The organism is Leptospira selangorensis, from assembly GCF_004769405.1.
Classification (GTDB): domain Bacteria; phylum Spirochaetota; class Leptospiria; order Leptospirales; family Leptospiraceae; genus Leptospira_B; species Leptospira_B selangorensis.
The window spans coordinates 577,256-598,743 of sequence record NZ_RQES01000005.1 but is presented as its reverse complement, the minus strand read 5'-3'; the positions used below and the strand labels follow the sequence as shown (position 1 = coordinate 598,743).

Genomic DNA, 21,488 nt, shown 5'->3' with positions numbered 1-21,488 from the left:
ATGGACTTCGATCCGGGATGTAGCGCAGTGGTAGCGCATCTGTTTTGGGTACAGAGGGTCGCAGGTTCAAATCCTGTCATCCCGAATCCTTCCTTATCACGCATGACTCGGTAGCTCAGTTGGATAGAGCAACTGCCTTCTAAGCAGTGGGTCGGGGGTTCGAATCCCTCTCGGGTCACCAAATATGGTGGACGTAGCTCAGTTGGTAGAGCTCCAGATTGTGGTTCTGGCTGTCGCGGGTTCAAGCCCCGTCGTTCACCCCACTTTTTCCTCTTATCCTTAAAACTCAATTCAACTTAATATAGTGATGGGCTTGAAGCAAGCCTGTCGTTCAGCCCACTTCTCCCAATTCCCATCTCTCTTCTGTTAAGCCTTTCCTCCAAATTTGATTCGGCTTAGATTCGGAAAGAACAAAGCCGAAACGTTTATATAAATTTCTTGCAGCATCTAAATTACTCAAGGTCCAAAGAAAAATCGAAACATTCTTTGATTTTGCGTAATCCACCGCAAGATTCAGTAGATTTTTTCCAATTCCTAAATTCCTAAATTTGGGTTCGGTATAGAACCAACGAATTTGAGAAAGTTTTTTTCCGGAATGAATGATCGAGATGGCGCCCGCAATATTTCCATTCGATTCCGCTACCCATACCTTATCAAATTCGGTTTTATTTTTTAGATATTCCAACATCCCTTGTATCAAATATTCTTCGAAGGAATCATTGAACTTATACTCGTCTCGGTACAACACAGCTTGTCTATGGATCATATAACCTAAATCTCCAATACTTGCCTCCCTATAAATCACGGGAGATACTTCCTTGGAAAGGACTCTCATTATAAAATTCATAGAAGAGACTAATTCATTTTTATCCGGATCAGAACAATCTTTGAGCAAACCTGAAATTTGTGAATTCGAAGCTACGATTAATTTGGATAAGATATCTCTTCCTTTTTTGGTAAGTTCCAAATGAAGAATGCGGAAATCATTTCGGCTTGGAGTTCTTTTTAAAACTCCCTTCTTCTCAAATTGTTGGATTGTCCTACTTAGATAACCTTTATCCAAATTTAATAAACGGACCAATTCGCGGGCTGTAATATCTTTAGAATGTCTGATCTCGTATAGTAATCTTGCTTCCGTCAGAGAATATTCGCTATTCAAAAAATGATTATTTAAGAGTCCTAAAGCGTTCGTATAATACCTGTTGAATTCACGAATAGAATCTACATAATCTTTCATAAAAAAAATAGTATTCCTTATAGTTGCTAAAAGCAACTATAATTCCACAGAAGCAGCTAAGAAACTTAGATCGACCCGGGATTATTTAGCAAAAAACAAAACAATCCCAGCTATTGTAATATCCGCAAAGATATGCACTAACACCGGATAATAAATTCCCTTACTCAAGATCCGAATCAGCCCGGTCATCAAACCGTAGATCCCAGCAAGCCCTACTCCCACCCAACCGCGTGGAAATCCATGCAGATGTAAAATCCCAAAACTCAAAGCCTGGAAAACAAGGGCCCAAAAAAGAGAACACCTGGCAGTCAATAAAGCCTCGAGCAAAATCCCTCTGAACAAAAACTCTTCTGCAATAGCATTAATGATCGCAAAACCAATTCCTGCTGCGATTAACAGAGGGATATCCCCTTTAGGAAAATTCTCTTTGATATCGCTGATATCAGGATCCAAAAGATAAAACCAAAGAAACAAAGCGATACTAGCGGATAGGACAAATAGAGCGGAAAGTCCTAAAACTTGTTTGGAAACTTCTCCCCTTACTAACCAGCGTAATAACCCGGCATCGCGAATTTTAGAAAAAGCAAAGAAGTAAAAAACTAATGCAAGAATCAACGTCCCAGGCCAAAGATTTTTGGCATAAGGAAATATATTAATAAAAGATAATACGAATAACGGAATATTCAGGTAGAACAAGGATTTCCATTTAAATTGAAATCCGATCAGTAAAAATAGAAGTAGAAGTATAGGAACTACATATAAGACTCGAACTTCTTCAAAAACCGCAATGCTGAATGTTGTGATAGATAAAAAGATGAAAAATCTTTCTCGGCCACCGGCTTTGTATTCAGGTAAATCGATTCTGCCGGTTTCCGAAAAATTCATTCAGCACCTAATCTCTTATTCGAAGAGCTGGATATCTTTAATACAAGAATCAGGACCGATATTTTCGAATATCCCCTGAACTGCCCAAATCCAAATTCCTTTCGGATATTCTTTTTGAGGAACAGGACCCGCGTCCTTCTTCAAATAAATTGTAGCTGTTTCAGATCCTGAAAAATCCAAAACGATAGAACTATATTCAGTATCATCCGGGAGTCTGGATTCCTTATCCACATTGATCGCTTCTCTTTCTAAAATTTTGAGAGAGAGAGGAGGAGTATTTTTAGAACAAGCAATTATATTCAGGCCTTTCCAGTTAGTCGGAACATAAATCCCCGACTTCAATCGATGAGAAAGTCTTAACTCCAGATCAAAATCCGTTTTCATGGAAGAAGGTCTTAACTTTTTCCATTCAGTATCCAAATTTCCGTCGGCTAAATAAGGTGCCTGAGAAGAACGATCCACTAAATAAGAATCAGTGAAATCGAAACGTAAAAAAGGAGGTTCGGATTTATAGGATTCCAATTTGGAATTCGTGGTAGAATACAGATAATAATTGGAAAAAACCAATCCGGCAACGAAAACTGCTGCCCAAATTTTTGAAACGGCGTTCAATTTAAAAAAATCCACTCATTCAAGTATGTCGATTTCCTAACACGGAATCAAGAAGGATTTCCTTTCTTCTTGTCGAAAGAAAACCGATTTCGAATGATGATCCGGAAAGAAATTTCTTACAAGGCGGTTCGCGAAATGCTTATTGGAATTACCGGCGGCACGGGACTTATAGGATCCATGTTGGCGATCCGCTTGAAGGCAGAAGGACATAGAGTCCGCATTTTTAGCCGAAGTGGAAAATTGCCGCCCAGACTCCAAAGAATTTCAGAATGGGATGTTCGAATCGGCTCACTCCCAACCAGAGCTGATCTTGAAGGAGTAGACGTTCTAATAAACCTCGCGGGCGAACCAATCGCAGGAGTTCGCTGGACCCCAGAATACAAACAAAGGATCCGCTCTTCTCGCGTAGATTTCACAAAGGACCTTGTTGCAAGACTCATATCCATGGGAGAGTTTGCGCCCAAAACATTTTTCAACTCTTCTGCAATCGGGATCTACGGATCTTATGATGCAGGAACCCCGCCATTCGACGAGGATAGTCCTATTGCAGACGATGAATTAGGCAGCTTATGCAAAGACTGGGAAGAAGAAGCCTTAGAAGCACAACAAGCAGGAATCCGAACAATCCTCTTAAGAACAGGAGTTGTTCTAACAACTGAAGGTGGTGCACTCGCAACCATGCTTCCCGCATTTAAATTATTTGCAGGCGGACCGATCGGAAGCGGAAATCAAATCCTATCTTGGATCCATATCGAAGACCAACTCTCAGCTATCATGTTCTTGATCAGAAAAGAAGAAGCAAAAGGAGCATTCAACCTTGTATCTCCTGAACCTCTTTCCAATGAGCAGTTCAGCAAGGTACTTGCAAAAACTTTAGGACGCCCCTCATTCACAAGAGTTCCTTCTTTTGCACTCTCACTTGCATTGGGCGAAGGTGCCATCGTGGCAACCCATGGCCAAAGAGTGGTGCCAAAAAGACTCCAAGAACTGGGTTATAAATTCAGATACCCGAATCTGGAATCAGCGCTTCGAAATTTACTGGGATAGTCTCACGCTGCGCACGGACTATAGTCATGTTGCCCCTGAAGCCCGCGCTGCGTGCGGACTATAAAGTTTTTCGAAAAATTCTACAAACTTCCAAAAACGGCTTCCCATCCGATTTAGAATGAGTCTAATCTTCGTATGGAAAACACAATGCCTGGTTCATTCAACGAACTTCTCAAAACACATGATAAACCCATCCTAGTAGATTTCTGGGCCGAATGGTGCGGTCCTTGTAAAATGGTAGCCCCTGAGCTGGAGAAATTTGCACAAGCTCACCCAGGGCAAGTCACCGTAGTAAAAGTCAATATAGACGAAAAACCTGAATTGGCTCAACAATACGGAGTTCAGTCCATTCCGACTCTGATGTTATTCAAAGGTGGAGAAATCGCTGAAAAGGTGGTGGGAGCAATTCCACAGGCACAAATGGAGAAAGTTTTTGCCCCTAAACTGGCTTAACTTCTTACGCGCGATCTGGGCGACTCTTTCGCTTCGCTCGGACCGCGCTACTCCGGACTACGCTTACGCTCCGGTCCCGGCAAAACATATTCAATATCCTGAATATAATCCTTATCGGCCGTGACCGCTCCGCGTCCTACATATCGCTGTCGCGATTACCAATTTACGATCTCGTCTACTTCTTCCTGATCCAAACGGAAAGATTCATAATCTCCAAAAGTTTTAGGCAATGTTCTAAACAAGAAAGCACCAAAACCTTTCGCAAAAGAATCGAATTTAGATTTTTTAGAACCGGATGTTCTATCAAAAACTGCCTGCTCTAAAAACTCAGAAAGAACCAAAGCTCCATAAGCCTGATCAGAAAGATCCACTCTAAATGTTTCCTTCCATTCTCTAGGTTTTTCTTCAATACTCTTATTCCAATCTAATAGAAGATTTTCTCCAAATTCTGCAGCTGCCTTTAACTCTGGGTATTTTTTAGCAGAATCAAAATTTTTCTTTAATTCTGAAACGAAAGAATCTCTGATCTTAGCACGATTCATTGCTCCAAGCGCGTGATCTGTGATAATCAAATGAGTTCCTTCCCAGGTCTCGTTGATAATACAATCATTATGAAGTCTTGGCAAACAAGTATAATCACCGATAATCCCTGAACCACCCAAGGCCATAATCGCTCTATGAGTAATCTGAGAAGAAAGCGAAGAAGATCTGTATTTCATCAAAGGAGTGGAGATCTGTTCCGCTAAAATTCCTTTTTGAGTCCAATCAATCCCACGGAAGATCGGCATAACCAAACCGGCATACAAAATTCTCATTTCTGCAAGTTCTCTGGAATACGCAGAAAAATCTTGGATCTTCTTCCCGTAAGCTGTTCTATATCTGGAATATTCTCTTGCTTCCATAAATGCTCTTCGGGACATTCCGGAAGCGGCAAGACCCACATGAACGCGAGACGTTCTGATCACATAACGAATGAGGTTTGCAATTCCATGAGCTGGTCTTCCTAAAGCCTCGGCTTCCAAATCCTCGTATACAATCTCTACTGTGAGTTTTCCTTTAGAACCTATAATATCTTTTTTTCTTAATATATGATGGCCGTTTAATTCTCCATCGTCCTTGATCCTAGGAACCAAGAACAAACCTACTGTTTCGGTATCTTCTATCTTAGCTGTAGTAACCCAAAGATCTCCCGGATTGGAGCAGAACCATTTTTCTCCGTTTAAGATCCATTTTCCGTTCTCGCCCTTGCGTGCAATTGTGCGGTTGGCACCTACATTGCTCCCTCCTACTCTTTCGGTCACATATTGTCCCGCCATAAAATGAGAGAAGGAACCCTTTCCTGCAACTAGAGGAAGATACTTCTTTTTCTGTTCTTCCGTTCCTATACCCTGAAGAACTCGTATCATACCTTCAGTCATCGCTAACGGACAGGTCACTCCACCTTCTCCATTTTGGTTGGCAAGATAAGTTAGAGCTTGTCTATGAAGATCTGTAAAAGGAAATCTCCATTCATCATGAAAATCTAAATTAACAATTCCGTAATCGTAGGAGATCTTTCTGGAGAGTTTTTGTTCGTGGGAATAAACAATCTGATCTATACGATTTCCTGTACGATCGTATTTGACTACTTCTCCGTATTTGCCCTCTTTATGACTTGCTTCTGTGAGTTCGTCTAAGGTGCCACCGACCAATTCTCCATAACCTTTGAGATGATCGACCATCGCCTTTTTATGATCCGGTTTGTAATCTGAAGAGTATCTTTCTACTACTCTTTGGAGGATCTTATCCTCATCATAAAAATTTTTACCTCTATTTCCTTTGTAACCGGTTAAGTCGTAAGAAGATAAACCCGGGTTCTCGGCTAAACGTAATGGATGATTCATAATATTTCCTTTTAAAGAACGGCGACCTGAATACCACTATCATAAGCGAATACAACTCGACTGCCAGAACTTTTTAATTCGGGATACTATACATCGAACATCGTTTGTTTGGAAGAAAAAGTATAGCAAAGGTTATAGAACTAGAAAAACAGGTTTTTCTTAATATTCTAAAACCAAACCTTCATAAGGTGCGATCTCGAATACCACCGGGATTTCCATCTTCTCAGGTTTTCTATGAGTGGAGATAAGTATCTGAGCGGTACGGTTCGCGTTTGCTACGATCTTTTTGGATTCATTCTCAAAGTTCAAAATGATCAGACATTTTTTCTTTTCAAACTCTCTGGTGTATTGCAGAACTCCAGGAGGAGAATCGTAATCCAAGGCAAGAGTTCCCTTTTTCAGGATCTCATTCCCTTTTCTAAGCCATATTAGCTTTTTATAAAAATTTAATAAACTTTCGATAGATCTGGATTGAGTTTCCACGTTTACGGATTCGTATCTGGAAAAAACAGGAAGCCAAGGTTCTCCCTTGCTGAATCCGCCGTTCACATCTCCGGACCAACACATAGGAAGTCTACAATTGTCGCGGCTTGGATACACAGGCCAATATCTAATTCCGACAGGATCTTGGATGCGATTTTTAGGGACTCTTTCGTCCATCATCCCAAGCTCTTCTCCGTAATATAAGAACGGAGTTCCTCTTAGGGTTAAAAGCATTAGAGCTGCTATCTTTGCTCTAGCCGTTGTCTCTCTTCCCTTCGAATATCTGGTGATATGCCTGCGGAAATCATGATTACTTAATGTATAATTCGGCCAGCCCTTATCCCGGAGATACTTCTCCCATTCTTTGATCACATCCCTGAATTTTTCGGCCTTCCAAGGAGTATAAAAGAAAGCAAAGTTGAATGCTAAATGAAGCTCGTCACCTTTAGCGCCATAATAAGAAGCAGGAAGTGCGCTAGTGCCGGGAGGCTCCATCATCACTTCACCTACGGACATTCTGTCTCCGTAAGAATCCAAAAGTTTTCTGAGATCTTTTAAGATATCATGCATCTCAGGACGATCACGATCATAAATATGATTTTGTTGATCGAAAGGTCTAGCGATCCATCTCTTACGAGGGTTACTTCTTAACTCTGAATCCTTAACGAATAGATTCACGACATCTAAACGGAAACCATCGACTCCTAGATCTAGCCAATTTTTGACCATGGAGAAGATCGCTTTTTTAACTTCTGGATTTCTCCAGTTTAAGTCGGGCTGTTCCGCTAAGAAAGAATGATAATAATACTGATCTGTAGTCTTATCTAAGGTCCAAGCTCTTCCACCGAAAGTTCCCATCCAATTATTTGGAGGTTTTCCGCCGACTGGATCTCTCCAAATGTACCAATCTCTCTTAGGATTGTCTTTGGAAGATTTAGATTCTAAAAACCAAGGATGTTGATGAGAAGTATGATTTGCAACCAGGTCCATGATGATCCTGATCTTACGTTTATGAGCTTCTTTTAATAAACGTTTGAATGTTTCCAAATTCCCGAATACAGGATCGATACTTTCGTAATCCGAAATATCGTATCCGAAATCATACATAGGAGATGGATAAATAGGAGAAAGCCAGATGGCATCAATGCCTAGAGAGTTCGGAGTTCCGTCGTTTAGATAATCCAGTTTTTGGATGATACCTTCTAGGTCGCCGATCCCGTCCCCATTGGTATCTTTAAAACTTCTAGGATAGATTTGATAAACTACCGCGTTCTTCCACCAGTCCGCATCTATCTTTTTGCTGCGGCGAGGATGACTAGGCTTTTTGATCTGCCTGACAGATGTAGCGGCTTCTTTTTTTCTTTTAGAAGTAACTGTGGAACGACTACCCGAATCCATACTGGGAACCATTTTTAAAAAACGAGTTCCCCTGTCATCCTTTCCACTGGCTGGATTCTCAAGATCTTATCTTCCAGGGATTTTAACAATTCTGCATCTTTGACCTGTTCCCCGTCCTTAGTCTGGAGATAGAATGAGTCATAAGCATAATCTGCAGAAGTAGAGACCCTTAAATGAGAAACTTTTAAACCAAAATCAAATACTTTTCTTAAGATCCTATACACTAAACCGACCATATCAGGCATACGGACTTCCATGATGGTAGTATCTGTAATATCTTCGTTAGAAAAGCGAACAGAACGATTGATTATACTTTCCGGTATCGTCTTACGTGGATTCCATTCAGTTCTCTCGAAAGCGATACTGTCTCTTTGCAATTCTCCGGAAGCCATCAATCTAAGTTTACCTTCCATCCTGGAAAGTTTTTCAGAAGAAATATTCCCACTACCCTGGGAATCCGTTATTTGAAGAATATGGATCTGGAATTCTTCGAAAGTATAACTTTGCATCCCAACTAAACTCAAACCCTCGGAAGAAACAGAACAACATAAATCTAATAAGATCTCAGGAATATTACGACTTACTACTTCTACTGTTACGAAAGCGGGATCTTGTTCTGAATCCAAGAGTAAGACGGAATTTTCATCCTGGCTTAAAGAAGTAATTGATTTAAAATATTTTAATATTTTCCGGTTCGAAACTGTTTTTAAAAAACTTTCAGGGATCACTGAATATGCAAAAGAAGCGATCGTTTTAGAAATTTTAGGATCCTGTCCTTCTTTTTCTGTAAGATAAGCAACTAAGTCCTTAGCAAGAGCAACTCTTTCCTCTTCCCCATGAGGATCTTCCGAATCGGTTCTTTTATCCTTAAAGAAGTCTATTGAATTTTTATAAAGTACGTTTAAGATTGCTTTTTTCCAATTCGTAAGAACATTCGTGCCCACTGATTTAGTATCAATGATAGTAAGAATATATAAAAGTTTAAGTCTATCCGGATTGGAAACAGTTCTCGCAAAATTACGTATTAATAATTTATCGGAAATATCCCTTTTAGAAGAAAGTTCCGACATCAGGATATGTTTCTCAACGAGAAAACGAAATAGATCCGTATCTTCTTCCGATAAGCCCAAACGAGATCCAACAGAAACCGCAAGTTCTGCTCCGTATTCTGAATGATCTCCTTCTTTTACTTTTCCGGCATCATGAAGAAGAATTGCCAAAGCCAAAATTTCTGTCTTTTCACATTCACCGTAAACTTCTAAGATTTCTCTGTCTTCGAACTCTCCTTTATCTAAACGATCCAATTCATGAAGGATTAGAAGAGTATGCTCATCTACAGTGAACTCATGATGATAACTGAACAAAGGAAAATTCGTACATGCACCAAACTCAGGCAGAAGTTCTCCAAGCACCTGACATTCATGCATTAATTTTAATATTTTTCCTCTGTCTTTTTTGTTCTGAAGAATGCTGATAAAACCGCCGTTTACTTCCGCAGAATATCTGAAGTCATCATCCAAAAAATGAGAAGCGAATCTGATCTCGCTCAATAATCCGCCGGAAACTTCGAAACCTGTTTCCTGGATCATTCTGAAAGTAAGTAAAATATCTTTGTATAAAGTATGAGGGTCCGCAAAAAGATTTCCTTCGCTTGGAGGAAAGATCGTATTTCCTATTTTTAAGAATCGAATACCCTCATAGTCGAAGTTTTGGGCTTCTCCTTTTTTCTGAGCCGCCAATAAAGAATCCAAATAAACGCGAACGATAAAAAATATATTCTTCTGATGGCTATAGAGAGTGTTCATAAACTTCTCTATGGTTTGCATATCTTCTTTTTTACCGAAACCTAGATACTCTGCCACTTCCGGTTGAAGATTCAGATCCAAACGATCATGTTTTCTTCCGGTAAGAATATGAAGCGCAGTTCTGACTCGGATCAGAAAATCATAAGCTTCTTCCAAGGCTTGAACTTCTCCACTTTGGAAAACAGGAAGAACAGCAAGTCCACCAAGAGAACGGATAGGACTTCTGGATTTTTCGGTCCAATATAAATATTGAATATCTCTCAAACCGCATAGGTCCGTTTTTAAATTCGGTTCCGAAAGAAGAATAGGTCTTCCTTCTCTTAGAAACCTTTCCGAAAGTTGATCCTCTTTTGCTTGGTTATATCTGGTTGCAAACTTAGGAGGAAGTTTTGCTAAAAATTCTTCTTGGTATTTTTTGAATAGTTCCTTGGAACCCGTTAGGAATCGACTGTCTAAGACCGCATGAAAGCTGGACATATCATCCAGATAACGAAACGATTCTTTGATAGTTCTACAGGTATGGCCAACTTCCTTCCCGGAATCATAAAGATACGTATTTATGGAAGAAATGATCTCGGAAAGTTTGGAATCAGGAACTCCATTATGCAAATATAATATATCTACATCCGAATGAGGGGCCATTTCCATACGCCCGTAACCGCCTAACGCGATTACCGCTACTTCTTCCCCTTTTTTTAAGATACCCGAAGACTTTTCGAATCTGGTCCTTAAAAAAGAATCTATGATAAATGTGAGCTGGCGAGAAACCAGACGGCCTGAGACCGTCCTACTCTTTTCCAAAAGCCTTTGAAAACTATAGGAGATGTCTAATTCTAAAGGCAAGGTCGGTTCCTACTAGCTGTTAGACTGAGTTTATTTCAATTTATCGCCAGGGTTAGCGCCTCTATGAGGCACAAAAAGGCTGAGGCTCTCACCTTCTCCGGAAGCCAAAAGCATAGCTTCTGAAACTCCGAACTTCATCTTTCTTGGTTTCAAGTTAGCAACCGCAACAATGGTTAACCCAAGAAGATCCTGAGGTTGATAAGAAGCCTTGATACCTGCAAAAACATTCTTAGTTCCAAGAGGGCCCAGATCCAATTTTACTTGGACCAATTTATCAGCACCTTCTACAGGACCGGCTTCTATAATTTTACCTACTCTCAGATCTACTTTACTTAGATCCTCGATAGAAATTTCCAAAACTCCTTCTGTTTTAGGAGCAGCAGCGACAGTAGTCGCAGGTTGAGCGGATTTAGTTTCCAAAGTGTTTTCTTCTAACATGGTTTGAATCGATTTTTCCTCTACACGTTTGGTGATCATTTCATAAGCGGATACTTTTGTTTTTTCCAGATCGGAAGCAAGATGCGAGAACTCGGGCTTTTTGTTTAAGCCTAAAATTTTATACACCTTTTCCCCTGATCTAGGAAGAACAGGATATAAATAAATGGAGAGGATCCTTGCTGCATTCAAAGCAACAGTTACCGTTTTACGAGCAGCTTCCGCATCCGTTTTGATTTGGATCCAAGGTGCAAGATCGTTCACATACTTGTTTGCAATATCGCCCAAGCGGGAACATTCTTTCATCACTCTGGTATAATTTCGAGTCTCATACCATTCTCTGATCTTAGATTCGGAATTTCTAAGTTCATCCAGGATCTTCTTCCCTTCCGGATCGAGACTTCCCAAAGTTCTATCTAGCTTATCTAATATAGAAGTAGCGACCCTGGAAACTAGGTTTACGAAATTACCCACTAAATCCGAATTTACTTTTGCGGTATAATCATCGAAAGAAAGATCCAGATCGTCCATTCCAGGTCCTAGTTTTCCCGCCAAATAAAAGCGAAGATGTTCCGGATCCAAATGTTTCAGATAGCCTTCCGCCTTGATGAAGGTCCCTCTGGACTTGGACATCTTTTCACCATTGACAGTAATAAAACCGTGAACATGGACTTGAGTAGGAGAACGATATCCTCCTCCTTCTAATGTAGCAGGCCAGAATAAAGTATGAAAATATAATATATCTTTTCCGATAAAGTGAGAGATCTCTGTCTTCTCATCTTTCCAAAAAGAATCGAATTTTTTACGATCCCCTTTGAAATAATTCAAACTAGAAGCCATATATCCGATTGGAGCATCCAACCAAACGTAGAAATATTTTTCGACCTCTCCAGGTATCTTAAAACCGAAATAAGGTCCGTCACGAGAAATGTCCCAATCTTGGAGTCCGGCTTCGAACCATTCTTTCAATTTTTTGCGAACACCTTCCGCAACATGCGAGCCCTTCTCCACCCAATTGGAAAGATAACTTTCGAAATCTCCCAATTTGAAAAAGATATGTTTAGAATTTCGACTAACGGGTGGATTTCCACATAAGGAACAATGAGAATCTTTCAGATCTTTAGGAGAATAAGTGGCTCCACAATTCTCGCAGCTATCTCCATACTGATCTTGGGTCCCACAATTAGGACAAGTCCCTTTAATAAAACGATCCGGAAGGAACATCTTATCTGTATCACAATAAGCTTGTTCTATCTCTCTTTCCGCGATATGACCTTTACCCTTTAAAGAAAGATAAATTTCTTCGGAAAGGATTCGATTTTCTTCAGAGTTAGTGGTATAATAATTATCGTATTCTACTAAAAAGCCAGATAGATCCCGGTAATGTTCTGCTCTAACACGGTCGATCAATTCTTCCGGGCTGATCCCTTCTTTTCTTGCTGCAAGCATGATGGGCGTGCCGTGCGTATCGTCCGCACAGAAAAAATAACACTCATTACCTAAAGATTTTTGATAACGAACATAAACATCAGTCTGAATCGCTTCCAAAACATGGCCTAAATGAATAGGACCATTCGCGTAAGGCAAAGCAGAAGTAACGAGGATCTTTCGTTTTGTTTCGGAACTCACATAGTCAGGTTGAGAAAAATTCCCCCAAAATCAACATGGATTTTCATTGCAAAACCGCAGGTTGGGTTAAAATACATCGGAAAAACGGGAACACCCTTAAAGGGAAGGCATTGAAAATGGAAAGGGTTTCATCCTTGGCTAGCAAAGTTCTACCAGGTCATGAGTTTTACGAAAAGTTTCAGAAAAGTCTGGATAGAGAAACCGAGATTTTTCAACTCAAGATGAATTACGCCAAGGTCTTAGTTAGTCTTTGGTCTTATTCTTGTCATGCAGACGGAGTCTTTCATAGGAAAGAAGGGAATCTAGTCGGACAAATGGTAAAAGCTATGTTCGATAAGGATTGTATCTTCGATCATCACCAAGATCAAAAAGGAGAGATCATCGAAGAATTATCCGAAGTATTCGAATCCCCTCTTCCTGTTAAAATGATCACAGACTTTGCAGAAGGAAATCCTGTATTAGCAGTGAACTTCTACGAAGATGCAGTATGTATCGTAACTAGCGACGGCAAATTTACGGATAGAGAAAAAGAATTTTTGGAAGATCTGGCAAAGGAGCTAGAAATTTCTTCCATGGACAAGAAAAACATAGATAATAAATATACGGACGGCGACGAAGACTGAACTTCTAGTCGCCTCCTTCTCATGCCTTTTCCGATCCTATTACTTTTATTCGGCTATATAGGCCTGCAATTTCTGCTCAGCGGGCCTTTCATACAAGTTCTAGTAAATATAATATCCTTTAGACTATTCAAATTCCGTTGGTTGACCCCAGGCATCATACTTCCGGGGCTTTGGGTCTGGGCCAGACATTTTACCATATTCTTTCCGGGGGAACTCGGAACAGATATAGTACATGCAAAAGGAAGTTTCGTACATTTCAGGATCTCGTTCTCCAATCTATTTAAAGGAAAATTAATATTCAGAGGAGTGAATGTTCGCTCCTTTCATATGGATTATACGAATAGAGTAGAATCCAGGAAGAAGATAGAATATCTCCCTAAAAGAGGAAGGATCCAATTTAAATTGGAGAAGGTTTCCCATTCCAGTATAGATATTGAGGACAAGACCTTAACTCCGGTATTTAATATCCAGATACGGGACATCAAAATAGAGAACGGTGTTTTAGATGCAGGTTCTCCATTAGAAATTCTTTTTAGAAGTAGAATAGGTTCTTGCAGGTTAGGCAGAGAAGGTCTAGTCAGGACCGGAACACTCAAAGGTGGAGACAGAGGTTACCTCACATTGAGCGGGATCACTTGGGGAGAATTAGCCGGACTGGAAATTATTCCCTTACCTTTATTCAAAAAGCAAGTTCACCTAACTTTAGAATTCAGACATATAGATGAACATCATACCGACTTCGAAGGAACCCTATTGCATACAGGTATTGGAGAAGAAGAGGAATCCGAAACTTATCCTTTCCGTTTCGGAGTAGATTGGAACGATTTCAACCTTCCTTTTGATCTTGCACTTAGGAAATTGATTATGGAATTATTCCTTCAGACCAAGTTAGAAGGTTTGATGGCGAGAACCTTGCAGACGATTGCGAAAGGTATACGATTGTTTTTAGGGAAGGATTGATATCAATTATCCTTTTTAGATTCGCTATCCGAACCTTTTTTTGGACGAAGATCTATAATTTCATTATCAGGACGTAAGCTGCAAGTAGTATTAAACGAATACATCACATAAGAATCAAAACCAAATACCGGACCTGAATAACTCAGCATTTTTGCGCACTCATTTACATCTCGCTTTCTATAATATCTAGATTCATTAAGGCTTATCACCGTTTCGTTGATAAGAGATGCCATAATCACATCAACAAGTGTGCGAGATATCAATTCGTCACCGGTATACCCGTCCGCTTTATGTATAGTATCAGCCATAAGGTAATCGCCTACCTTGGCCGCACCAATCAGTTTCTTTTTAGCCTCGTCTCCTCTGTAAGTTTCAGTAAGTCCGACAGCGTCCCAAATCAGACAATTTGTTATGAAACCAATCGACAATACTGTCAGTATGGTGCCTAACCTTCCCATTTATTTCTCCCAAAATAGCGTAATTGCGAGTTAATCAATCTAATACGATTGAACAACCATCTATTTTAAAAAATAAAAAGTGAGAATATTATTTATGATTAACTTCACGAGCCTGGATCAGGCTCGTAATAAATTTGTGGGGGAAATACCAGGCCGCTTATCGAACTCTTTGGCCCATCCCCTCTACGATCCCGTTCAATTTAATCAAACCGGAGATCATATCTTTCATAGCGGAACGAAATGCTTTCTTTTGTTCTTCATCCGCTTTTTGGGAAGAAATATCCGCCTTCATAGATTCTAATGTATCACTAACCAGAGCAAGAATGCCATACATAGGCTCATCTTTGTTTGTGGAGTTAATGATAAACTCTATATTATTTTTATACATCTCTTTTCCCTTTTCGCCTATTGAGAAGTATCCGACCCCTTCTCAACTTAGTTCATTGTATAAAATCTATTCCTTTGAGGACAAGGATTCAAGTCGAATTTGCAATATTCGAAAGATTTATCGAATTTTCTAAAAAGTCCGGAGTCATTTCATCTTTTAGATCCACTCCTGAGATACCTCGTTTGAGAGATTCTGAAAGTAAATAAGCGGTTTTTAAGGATGCCTTCCGGAAATCTAAGCCGTCAGGGCGTATATTAGAGATACAATTTCGACTCTCATCTGTTTTGCCTAACTTAGGATCGAAGGTCAGATACATTCCTAAACTATCCGCGGAAGTAAGCCCTGGCCTTTCCCCTATGAGTAATACAATTGCCTTGGCACCTAAAATTTCTCCTATCTCATCTCCGATCGCAACCCTTCCTAATTTTCCTAAGATAAACGGTGCGATCTTATATTTTTGTTCGGACAAAATAGGGACCAGCACTTGTAAGAATGGAACCAAATTCGAATCGACTGCCTTTGCGGAAAGCCCATCTACCCCGATCAATACAAGATCATATTTTCCCTTTTTGGATTCCAATCTAGACCGAGAAGGCTCCGAGATCCTACGGCCCAAGTCCGGTCTTAGCAAATATTCTTCTCTACTTTTTGCTAAACTTTCCACTCCAACGATATCAAGTCCTAACGGTTGGAAAATTTTTTCGAGGTCTATACTTATCGTATCAAAATCCGGTTCAGCTAAGACAGCATCTCTTGCTCTTGCATGATCCAATCTGAATTTTAGTAGTTCGGAAGTTGGAATAGAACCACCCGATCTTCCTATACCAATTCTTGCAGAAGTTAAACTTTTCCAAAATTCTTTAGGATTCATCCGGCCTTATCCTCTAAAATTTCTTCGAGTAAAACCTTGTTCTGATTTTCTTTAGGCAAAAATTGTTTTGTGGTCTCGAATAAACCTTTCTCCAAAAGCCAGTTCTCGAATTCGGGAGCAGGTCTTAATCCAAAAATCTGGCGCAGATATAATGCATCATGAAAAGAAGTACTTTGATAGGACAACATCACATCATCAGCACCCGGAACTCCCATAATATAATTACATCCAGCTGCCCCAAGTAAAGTAAGCAATGTATCCATATCATCTTGGTCCGCATCCGCATGATTTGTATAACACACATCCACGCCCATAGGAAGGCCTAAAAGTTTTCCGCAAAAATGATCTTCCAGCCCTGCTCTTAATATTTGTTTTCCATTATATAGATATTCAGGTCCGATAAAACCAACTACAGTGTTCACGAGTAGAGGATCGAATTTTTTTGCCACTGCATAGGCTCTCGCTTCCAGAGTTTGTTGGTCCACACCAAAATGAGCGCCTGCAGACAACCCGCTCCCCTGTCCTGTTTCAAAATACATTACATTACTCCCGACAGTCCCTCTGTTTAACTCTAAAGCCATCTGTCTGGATTCTTCTAAAATACTTAAATTCACTCCGAAACTTTTATTCAAAGCTTCACTTCCTCCGATGGATTGAAATACTAGATCAAGAGGAGCACCTTCTTCCATTGCTTTCATAGAAGTAGTTACATGACAAAGAATACAAGATTGGGTCGGAATAGAATATTTTTGGATAATAGAATCCAACATCCTAAGAAGTGCAATAACGGTAGGAACGTTATCTGTCGCAGGATTAATACCGATGACTGCATCCCCACTTCCTAATAAAAGTCCATCCAAAATACTTGCGGCAATTCCTTTCGGATCGTCGGTAGGATGATTTGGTTGTAAACGTGCAGACAATCTCCCAGGAAGACCAATTGTGTTCCTGAACTTGGTCACTACAGGAGATTTTTTAGAAACCAGGATTAGATCCTGGTTAGACATTAACTTAGAAACGGCAGCAGCCATCTCAGGAGTGATCCCATCTCGGATCTCGGAAATCAGTTCCGAGTCGGTATTTTCTCTTAAAAGAAAATCGCGGAATTCTCCCACAGTAAGGGAAGAAATTTTAGAAAATGCAGACCGGTTATGAGAATCTAAAATTAGTCGAGTGACCTCGTCTTTTTCACCGGGGATCAATTCTATATTCAAAAATTCTGATAGATGTAGATCCGCCAAAGCCATTTGAGCAGCCACCCTTTCTTCTTGAGTAGAAGCAGCGATGCCTGCCAATTGGTCTCCTGAGCGAAGTGGACTTGCCTTAGCCAATAAAGTTTTTAGATCAGGAAAAACGTAGGATTTCCTACCAAGAACGGTTTTATAACCCATATTGATTTCCTATTAATATCATTCAGGATCTTGGATCTTACTTACTCTAATTCTGAAAAATCCCAAATCAAGAAAATTGCCTTTTCATTTTCCAAAAATAGAAGCTCTTGCCCAGATCAATCCGCTTGCCAAGATCAAAACAAAAATCCCGAATAGAATTGGATGCTGCCAAGCACATACCCCTAATACGATCGCAGACAAAACAAGCGCGATAGAAGGTAGAATTTTCCCTCCTGGGACCTGAAATGGTCTTTCTCTATCCGGTTGTTTTTTTCGGAGCACAAAAAAACTGATCATGGAACAGAAATACAAAAGTAAAGCTCCGAATGCAGACAATGTGATCAGTTCGGATGTTTTACCTGTGCATAATGCGGCGATCCCGAATGCAGTATTTGCCATCAAAGCATTTGCAGGAGTTTTGAATTTAGGATGGATCTTTCCGAAAAATTTAGGAAGAAAATTCGCTCTTCCAAATTCGAAACTGGCTCTTCCCCCCGCCAAAATAATCCCGTGAAAAGAAGCGATCAGACCGAAGAGCCCGATTGTGATCAAAAGATGAAAAGCCCAACCAGATTCTCCATATAATTTCCGTAATGCGAGTGGCAAAGGATAATCAGAAGCAACAGCGCCAGGCTCCGGATACACGATCATCTCCCAACCGCCCACTCCTATGGAAGAAAAAAATACCAATCCACAAAGTACAACTAAGGTGGCTAATGCAGATCCGAATCCGATCAGTATATTCTTTTGAGGATCTTTAGTTTCTTCTGCGACATTTGCTACTCCTTCTATCGCCAGAAAAAACCAAACAGCAAAAGGTAAGGAAGATAAGGCGCCACCCCAACCGTTTGGCAATGGATTGGAAGAGAACTTCTCCCAAGAAAAACTAGGAAGTGTAAGTCCTGAAAATAAAAGTAATTCAAAAACTGCTAATATAGTAATTCCAAACTCGAATGATGCTGCAAATTTTACTCCAAGTATATTCAAACTTGTAAAGAGTAAATAAGCTACGATTGCAATCCAAATCGGATCAATTCCCGGCAAGAATAAGGAGAAGTAAGCTCCGATTGCCGCAGCAATCGCAGGAGGTGCAAATAGAAATTCTATTAACTGAGCGGTGCCGACGATATAGGCCCAAACATTTCCGAGAGCTTCCCTACCGTAGTCGAATGCCCCTCCCGCTTTCGGGATCATACACGCGAGTTCAGTGTAACTGAAAGAAAAACAAACATATAGCAGAATGATCAGTAAGGTGGCAATTCCTAACCCCAAGGTTCCACCAACTGGCAGACCCAGGTTCCAACCAAAATACATGCCTGAAATAACGTATCCGACTCCTAAACCCCAAAGTAGCCAAGGACCTAAGGTTCGACTGAATTCTTCTTTTGATTCCATCTCTGGACTTAAATAGCAAAAACTGTGCCTATTCCAAGTTCGTTTCTTCTTTAGGAAAAAACTCGACGTCTAAACTTATACCAGGGAGCATTCAATATGCCTCAGTTAAGATCTCGTACTTCCACCCACGGACGCAATATGGCCGGAGCCAGAGCACTCTGGAGAGCCACCGGTATGAAAGAAGGTGATTTCGGAAAACCGATCATCGCAATTGCAAACTCATTCACTCAGTTCGTTCCAGGACATGTTCATCTAAAAGACCTAGGGCAAATGGTCGCAAGAGAAGTGGAGAAGGCGGGAGCCGTCGCAAAAGAATTTAATACCATCGCAGTGGATGATGGTATCGCCATGGGGCATGGCGGAATGTTATACTCTTTGCCAAGCCGTGACCTGATCGCCGACTCAGTCGAATACATGGTCAATGCTCATACTGCGGATGCACTTATCTGTATTTCCAATTGTGATAAGATTACGCCGGGCATGCTCATGGCAGCCTTACGATTGAATATACCTACCGTTTTTGTTTCCGGCGGACCAATGGAAGCTGGAAAAGTAAATTGGAACGGTGATATTCGAAAATTGGATTTGGTGGACGCAATGGTAGAGGCCGCCAACGAAAATGTTCCAGATGAACTTGTAGAACAAATCGAACGTTCTGCTTGCCCTACTTGCGGATCTTGTTCGGGGATGTTCACTGCAAATTCAATGAACTGTCTTACGGAAGCATTAGGACTTTCTCTTCCTGGCAACGGTTCCACGTTAGCTACTCATGCAGACAGAAAACAATTATTCTTAACTGCAGGAAGATTGATCGTAGATCTTGCAAAAAGATATTATGAACAAGACGATGAGTCAGTTCTTCCTAGAAATATTGCAACTCATGAAGCTTTCCAAAATGCGATGAGCTTAGACGTAGCAATGGGAGGATCCACAAACACCGTTCTCCATATTCTTGCCGCTGCCCACGAAGCTGGGATCAATTTCAAAATGCATGATATAGATCTTATCTCCAGAAGAGTTCCTTGCGTTTGTAAAGTTGCTCCTGCCACTCAAAAATATCATATGGAAGATGTTCATAGAGCAGGCGGAGTCATCGGAATCCTCTCCGAATTGGACAGGGCTGGTCTTCTCCACAGGGATGTACCTACTGTTCATTCTGCTACATTAGGAAAAGCTTTAGAAGAATGGGATATCGTTCGTCAGAATGCAAACTCCAAAGCATACGCATTATTCTCCGCGGCACCTGGTGGAGTTCCTACAACCGAAGCATTCTCCCAAGACAAACGTTGGCCTGAGCTGGACTTGGACAGAGCGAATGGGTGTATCCGTGATGTAGAACATGCATACTCCCAAGACGGAGGACTTGCAGTTCTTTATGGAAATATCGCGCCTGAAGGTTGTATCGTAAAAACTGCAGGAGTAGACGAGTCCATCTGGAAATTTAAGGGCAAAGCCAGAGTAATGGAAAGCCAAGAGGAAGCTGTGGCCAAAATTCTAGGCAACGAAGTGGTAGAAGGTGACGTAGTCGTAATCCGCTATGAAGGTCCAAAAGGCGGACCTGGAATGCAGGAAATGTTATATCCTACTTCTTATCTAAAATCCAAAGGTTTAGGAAAAGCATGCGCACTTCTAACCGATGGAAGATTCTCGGGAGGAACTTCCGGACTTTCTATCGGACATGTTTCTCCGGAAGCAGCAGCCGGAGGAATCATCGGCCTCGTAGAAGAGGGTGATATTATAGAAATAGATATTCCTGACAGATCCATTCACTTAAGAGTGAGTGACGCAGAACTTTCGGATCGTAGAGATAGAATGAACGATAAAGGCAAAGATGCTTGGAAACCTAAGTCCAGAAAAAGAACGGTTTCCGCGGCATTAAGAGCTTACGCCGCTATGACTACTTCTGCACATACCGGAGCCGTTAGAGACGTTAGCCAGGTAGAACATCAATAATTTAATGAGACAGAACTATTCCTCGAGTAAGGGAATTGTAAAAGAATAAAAAGTCGATGCCTGATAAAAAGACTGGAAACCGATCTTAAAAGAGAGTATCTTCTACTTATGTCGAAAATTGCCCTTACTCTCCCTTCTGTACAAACTCCCTCTGAGCTGATGGATTTCCTCAAAAAGGAATCAGATAATCCGAACTTCGATCTTTGGTTGGACCAATTATCCGAAAGAGCAAGATCCGGAGACAAACTGGTTTGGAGTTTTTTATACCAAGCTATTAGAGAGGCGGATTCGGGCAGATTGTCCTGGGGATTTCACAAAAGACTTCTTTCCGGGCTCTTTCATATGCTTTCTCGGATCGGAGATTCCCAGTCTTATAGATTATTCATAAATTATGTTAAATCCTTGGATAGGACTATTCCGACAGGCGCTTTAGAATTGATCGGGGATCTAATCCCTACATTCAAAGAAATTGATATAGATGAGATCATTTCCATCTCTTCTCTAAATGACCCATTCAAATCTGCATTTGGAATCTATGCACTGGCCCAGATCGTTTTAGAAGACAGGATCCCTGAAGAAAAGATAGAACAAGTAAAATCGTTCCTAAGAGATTATCATAATCCGAGCTATTACTTGGATCATCTGGTAGAAAGGACTCTTGAGTTTTTAGAAAGGGACAATTCGGACATTCTCGCCTTTGTAGAACAACTCGCCAGTTGATAAAAAAAGGAAGTCTTTC

The 21,488-nt window shown here is 40.7% G+C and carries 18 protein-coding genes and 3 tRNA genes; 9 read left to right on the top strand and 12 right to left on the bottom strand.

The window, feature by feature from the left end; all coding sequences use genetic code 11:
* Nucleotides 1-13: 13 nt before the first annotated feature.
* The 3 genes from EHO58_RS04360 to EHO58_RS04350 all read left to right on the top strand — a co-directional run bounded on the left by EHO58_RS04360 (nucleotide 14) and on the right by EHO58_RS04350 (nucleotide 263).
* Nucleotides 14-85 (top strand) — tRNA-Pro (locus tag EHO58_RS04360).
* A gap of 19 nt (nucleotides 86-104) precedes the next feature.
* Nucleotides 105-181: transfer RNA gene (locus EHO58_RS04355), tRNA-Arg, on the top strand.
* A gap of 6 nt (nucleotides 182-187) precedes the next feature.
* Nucleotides 188-263: transfer RNA gene (locus EHO58_RS04350), tRNA-His, on the top strand.
* Between the two features lie 68 nt (nucleotides 264-331).
* Here EHO58_RS04350 and EHO58_RS04345 read toward each other — a convergent pair.
* The 3 genes from EHO58_RS04345 to EHO58_RS04335 form a co-directional block, all read right to left on the bottom strand.
* The gene (locus EHO58_RS04345; RefSeq protein ID WP_135678800.1) at nucleotides 332-1,237 is read right to left on the bottom strand and encodes a bifunctional helix-turn-helix transcriptional regulator/GNAT family N-acetyltransferase; all 906 of its coding nucleotides are present in this window, start codon (nucleotides 1,235-1,237) and stop codon (nucleotides 332-334) included.
* Between the two features lie 81 nt (nucleotides 1,238-1,318).
* On the bottom strand, nucleotides 1,319-2,122 hold the full coding sequence (locus EHO58_RS04340; RefSeq protein WP_135678798.1) for a CPBP family intramembrane glutamic endopeptidase: 804 nt from the start codon (nucleotides 2,120-2,122) through the stop codon (nucleotides 1,319-1,321).
* Between the two features lie 15 nt (nucleotides 2,123-2,137).
* A complete protein-coding gene (locus tag EHO58_RS04335; protein WP_244241057.1) occupies nucleotides 2,138-2,734 on the bottom strand; it encodes a hypothetical protein in 597 nt (198 codons plus the stop codon).
* Nucleotides 2,735-2,869: 135 nt separating this feature from the next.
* Here EHO58_RS04335 and EHO58_RS04330 point away from each other — a divergent pair, with 135 nt between their 5' ends.
* On the top strand, nucleotides 2,870-3,781 hold the full coding sequence (locus EHO58_RS04330) for a TIGR01777 family oxidoreductase (RefSeq protein WP_135628452.1): 912 nt from the start codon (nucleotides 2,870-2,872) through the stop codon (nucleotides 3,779-3,781).
* A gap of 147 nt (nucleotides 3,782-3,928) precedes the next feature.
* Nucleotides 3,929-4,234: a thioredoxin gene (trxA, locus tag EHO58_RS04325; protein WP_086447225.1), complete on the top strand. Its 306-nt coding sequence runs from the start codon at nucleotides 3,929-3,931 to the stop codon at nucleotides 4,232-4,234.
* 155 nt (nucleotides 4,235-4,389) lie between these two features.
* Here trxA and EHO58_RS04320 read toward each other — a convergent pair whose 3' ends face one another.
* The 4 genes from EHO58_RS04320 to metG all read right to left on the bottom strand — a co-directional run bounded on the left by EHO58_RS04320 (nucleotide 4,390) and on the right by metG (nucleotide 12,710).
* Entirely contained in the window at nucleotides 4,390-6,117 is a 1,728-nt protein-coding gene (locus EHO58_RS04320) for an acyl-CoA dehydrogenase family protein (protein ID WP_135678794.1), read from the bottom strand.
* A 159-nt stretch (nucleotides 6,118-6,276) separates the two neighbouring features.
* Nucleotides 6,277-7,998 carry an alpha-glucosidase gene (locus tag EHO58_RS04315; protein ID WP_135678792.1) on the bottom strand — a complete coding sequence of 574 codons (1,722 nt, stop codon included), beginning with the start codon at nucleotides 7,996-7,998 and terminating at the stop codon, nucleotides 6,277-6,279.
* 14 nt (nucleotides 7,999-8,012) lie between these two features.
* Nucleotides 8,013-10,646 carry a [protein-PII] uridylyltransferase family protein gene (locus EHO58_RS04310; protein ID WP_135678790.1) on the bottom strand — a complete coding sequence of 878 codons (2,634 nt, stop codon included), beginning with the start codon at nucleotides 10,644-10,646 and terminating at the stop codon, nucleotides 8,013-8,015.
* A gap of 30 nt (nucleotides 10,647-10,676) precedes the next feature.
* Entirely contained in the window at nucleotides 10,677-12,710 is a 2,034-nt protein-coding gene (metG, locus tag EHO58_RS04305; protein WP_135678787.1) for a methionine--tRNA ligase, read from the bottom strand.
* A 116-nt stretch (nucleotides 12,711-12,826) separates the two neighbouring features.
* On the opposite strand from metG, the gene EHO58_RS04300 reads away from it, so the two are divergent.
* Nucleotides 12,827-13,333 carry a tellurite resistance TerB family protein gene (locus EHO58_RS04300; RefSeq protein WP_135627581.1) on the top strand — a complete coding sequence of 169 codons (507 nt, stop codon included), beginning with the start codon at nucleotides 12,827-12,829 and terminating at the stop codon, nucleotides 13,331-13,333.
* 21 nt (nucleotides 13,334-13,354) lie between these two features.
* A complete protein-coding gene (locus EHO58_RS04295) occupies nucleotides 13,355-14,293 on the top strand; it encodes a hypothetical protein (protein WP_135678785.1) in 939 nt (312 codons plus the stop codon).
* A 2-nt stretch (nucleotides 14,294-14,295) separates the two neighbouring features.
* Here EHO58_RS04295 and EHO58_RS04290 read toward each other — a convergent pair whose 3' ends face one another.
* From EHO58_RS04290 to eat, 5 genes are all read right to left on the bottom strand, one after another.
* Nucleotides 14,296-14,751, bottom strand: coding sequence for a TIGR04452 family lipoprotein (locus tag EHO58_RS04290; RefSeq protein ID WP_135678783.1), 456 nt, complete (start codon nucleotides 14,749-14,751; stop codon nucleotides 14,296-14,298).
* Between the two features lie 157 nt (nucleotides 14,752-14,908).
* Entirely contained in the window at nucleotides 14,909-15,139 is a 231-nt protein-coding gene (locus tag EHO58_RS04285) for a hypothetical protein (protein WP_135678781.1), read from the bottom strand.
* Between the two features lie 88 nt (nucleotides 15,140-15,227).
* Nucleotides 15,228-16,010 (bottom strand): ethanolamine ammonia-lyase subunit EutC, encoded by a 783-nt coding sequence (eutC, locus tag EHO58_RS04280; protein ID WP_135678779.1) that lies wholly within the window; start codon nucleotides 16,008-16,010, stop codon nucleotides 15,228-15,230.
* Nucleotides 16,007-17,401, bottom strand: coding sequence for an ethanolamine ammonia-lyase subunit EutB (locus EHO58_RS04275; protein WP_135678777.1), 1,395 nt, complete (start codon nucleotides 17,399-17,401; stop codon nucleotides 16,007-16,009). Before EHO58_RS04275 ends, eutC begins: the two co-directional genes overlap by 4 nt.
* A gap of 84 nt (nucleotides 17,402-17,485) precedes the next feature.
* Nucleotides 17,486-18,796, bottom strand: a complete 1,311-nt coding sequence (eat, locus tag EHO58_RS04270) for an ethanolamine permease (RefSeq protein ID WP_135678775.1) — start codon at nucleotides 18,794-18,796, stop codon at nucleotides 17,486-17,488.
* A 96-nt stretch (nucleotides 18,797-18,892) separates the two neighbouring features.
* On the opposite strand from eat, the gene ilvD reads away from it, so the two are divergent.
* The gene (ilvD, locus tag EHO58_RS04265) at nucleotides 18,893-20,749 is read left to right on the top strand and encodes a dihydroxy-acid dehydratase (RefSeq protein WP_135678774.1); all 1,857 of its coding nucleotides are present in this window, start codon (nucleotides 18,893-18,895) and stop codon (nucleotides 20,747-20,749) included.
* 108 nt (nucleotides 20,750-20,857) lie between these two features.
* Nucleotides 20,858-21,469, top strand: a complete 612-nt coding sequence (locus EHO58_RS04260; RefSeq protein WP_167483180.1) for a hypothetical protein — start codon at nucleotides 20,858-20,860, stop codon at nucleotides 21,467-21,469.
* Nucleotides 21,470-21,488: the final 19 nt, after the last annotated feature.

What these genes read in the sequence shown, in the direction of transcription:
- EHO58_RS04320 (WP_135678794.1), bottom strand. Translation starts at nt 6,117, where the DNA reads ATGAATCATCCATTACGTTTAGCCGAGAACCCGGGTTTATCTTCTTAC.
- eutC (WP_135678779.1), bottom strand. Translation starts at nt 16,010, where the DNA reads ATGAATCCTAAAGAATTTTGGAAAAGTTTAACTTCTGCAAGAATTGGT.
- EHO58_RS04300 (WP_135627581.1), top strand. Translation starts at nt 12,827, where the DNA reads ATGGAAAGGGTTTCATCCTTGGCTAGCAAAGTTCTACCAGGTCATGAG.
- EHO58_RS04315 (WP_135678792.1), bottom strand. Translation starts at nt 7,998, where the DNA reads ATGGATTCGGGTAGTCGTTCCACAGTTACTTCTAAAAGAAAAAAAGAA.
- ilvD (WP_135678774.1), top strand. Translation starts at nt 18,893, where the DNA reads ATGCCTCAGTTAAGATCTCGTACTTCCACCCACGGACGCAATATGGCC.
- EHO58_RS04345 (WP_135678800.1), bottom strand. Translation starts at nt 1,237, where the DNA reads ATGAAAGATTATGTAGATTCTATTCGTGAATTCAACAGGTATTATACG.
- EHO58_RS04330 (WP_135628452.1), top strand. Translation starts at nt 2,870, where the DNA reads ATGCTTATTGGAATTACCGGCGGCACGGGACTTATAGGATCCATGTTG.
- trxA (WP_086447225.1), top strand. Translation starts at nt 3,929, where the DNA reads ATGCCTGGTTCATTCAACGAACTTCTCAAAACACATGATAAACCCATC.
- eat (WP_135678775.1), bottom strand. Translation starts at nt 18,796, where the DNA reads ATGGAATCAAAAGAAGAATTCAGTCGAACCTTAGGTCCTTGGCTACTT.
- EHO58_RS04340 (WP_135678798.1), bottom strand. Translation starts at nt 2,122, where the DNA reads ATGAATTTTTCGGAAACCGGCAGAATCGATTTACCTGAATACAAAGCC.
- EHO58_RS04260 (WP_167483180.1), top strand. Translation starts at nt 20,858, where the DNA reads ATGTCGAAAATTGCCCTTACTCTCCCTTCTGTACAAACTCCCTCTGAG.
- EHO58_RS04290 (WP_135678783.1), bottom strand. Translation starts at nt 14,751, where the DNA reads ATGGGAAGGTTAGGCACCATACTGACAGTATTGTCGATTGGTTTCATA.
- EHO58_RS04285 (WP_135678781.1), bottom strand. Translation starts at nt 15,139, where the DNA reads ATGTATAAAAATAATATAGAGTTTATCATTAACTCCACAAACAAAGAT.
- EHO58_RS04295 (WP_135678785.1), top strand. Translation starts at nt 13,355, where the DNA reads ATGCCTTTTCCGATCCTATTACTTTTATTCGGCTATATAGGCCTGCAA.
- EHO58_RS04275 (WP_135678777.1), bottom strand. Translation starts at nt 17,401, where the DNA reads ATGGGTTATAAAACCGTTCTTGGTAGGAAATCCTACGTTTTTCCTGAT.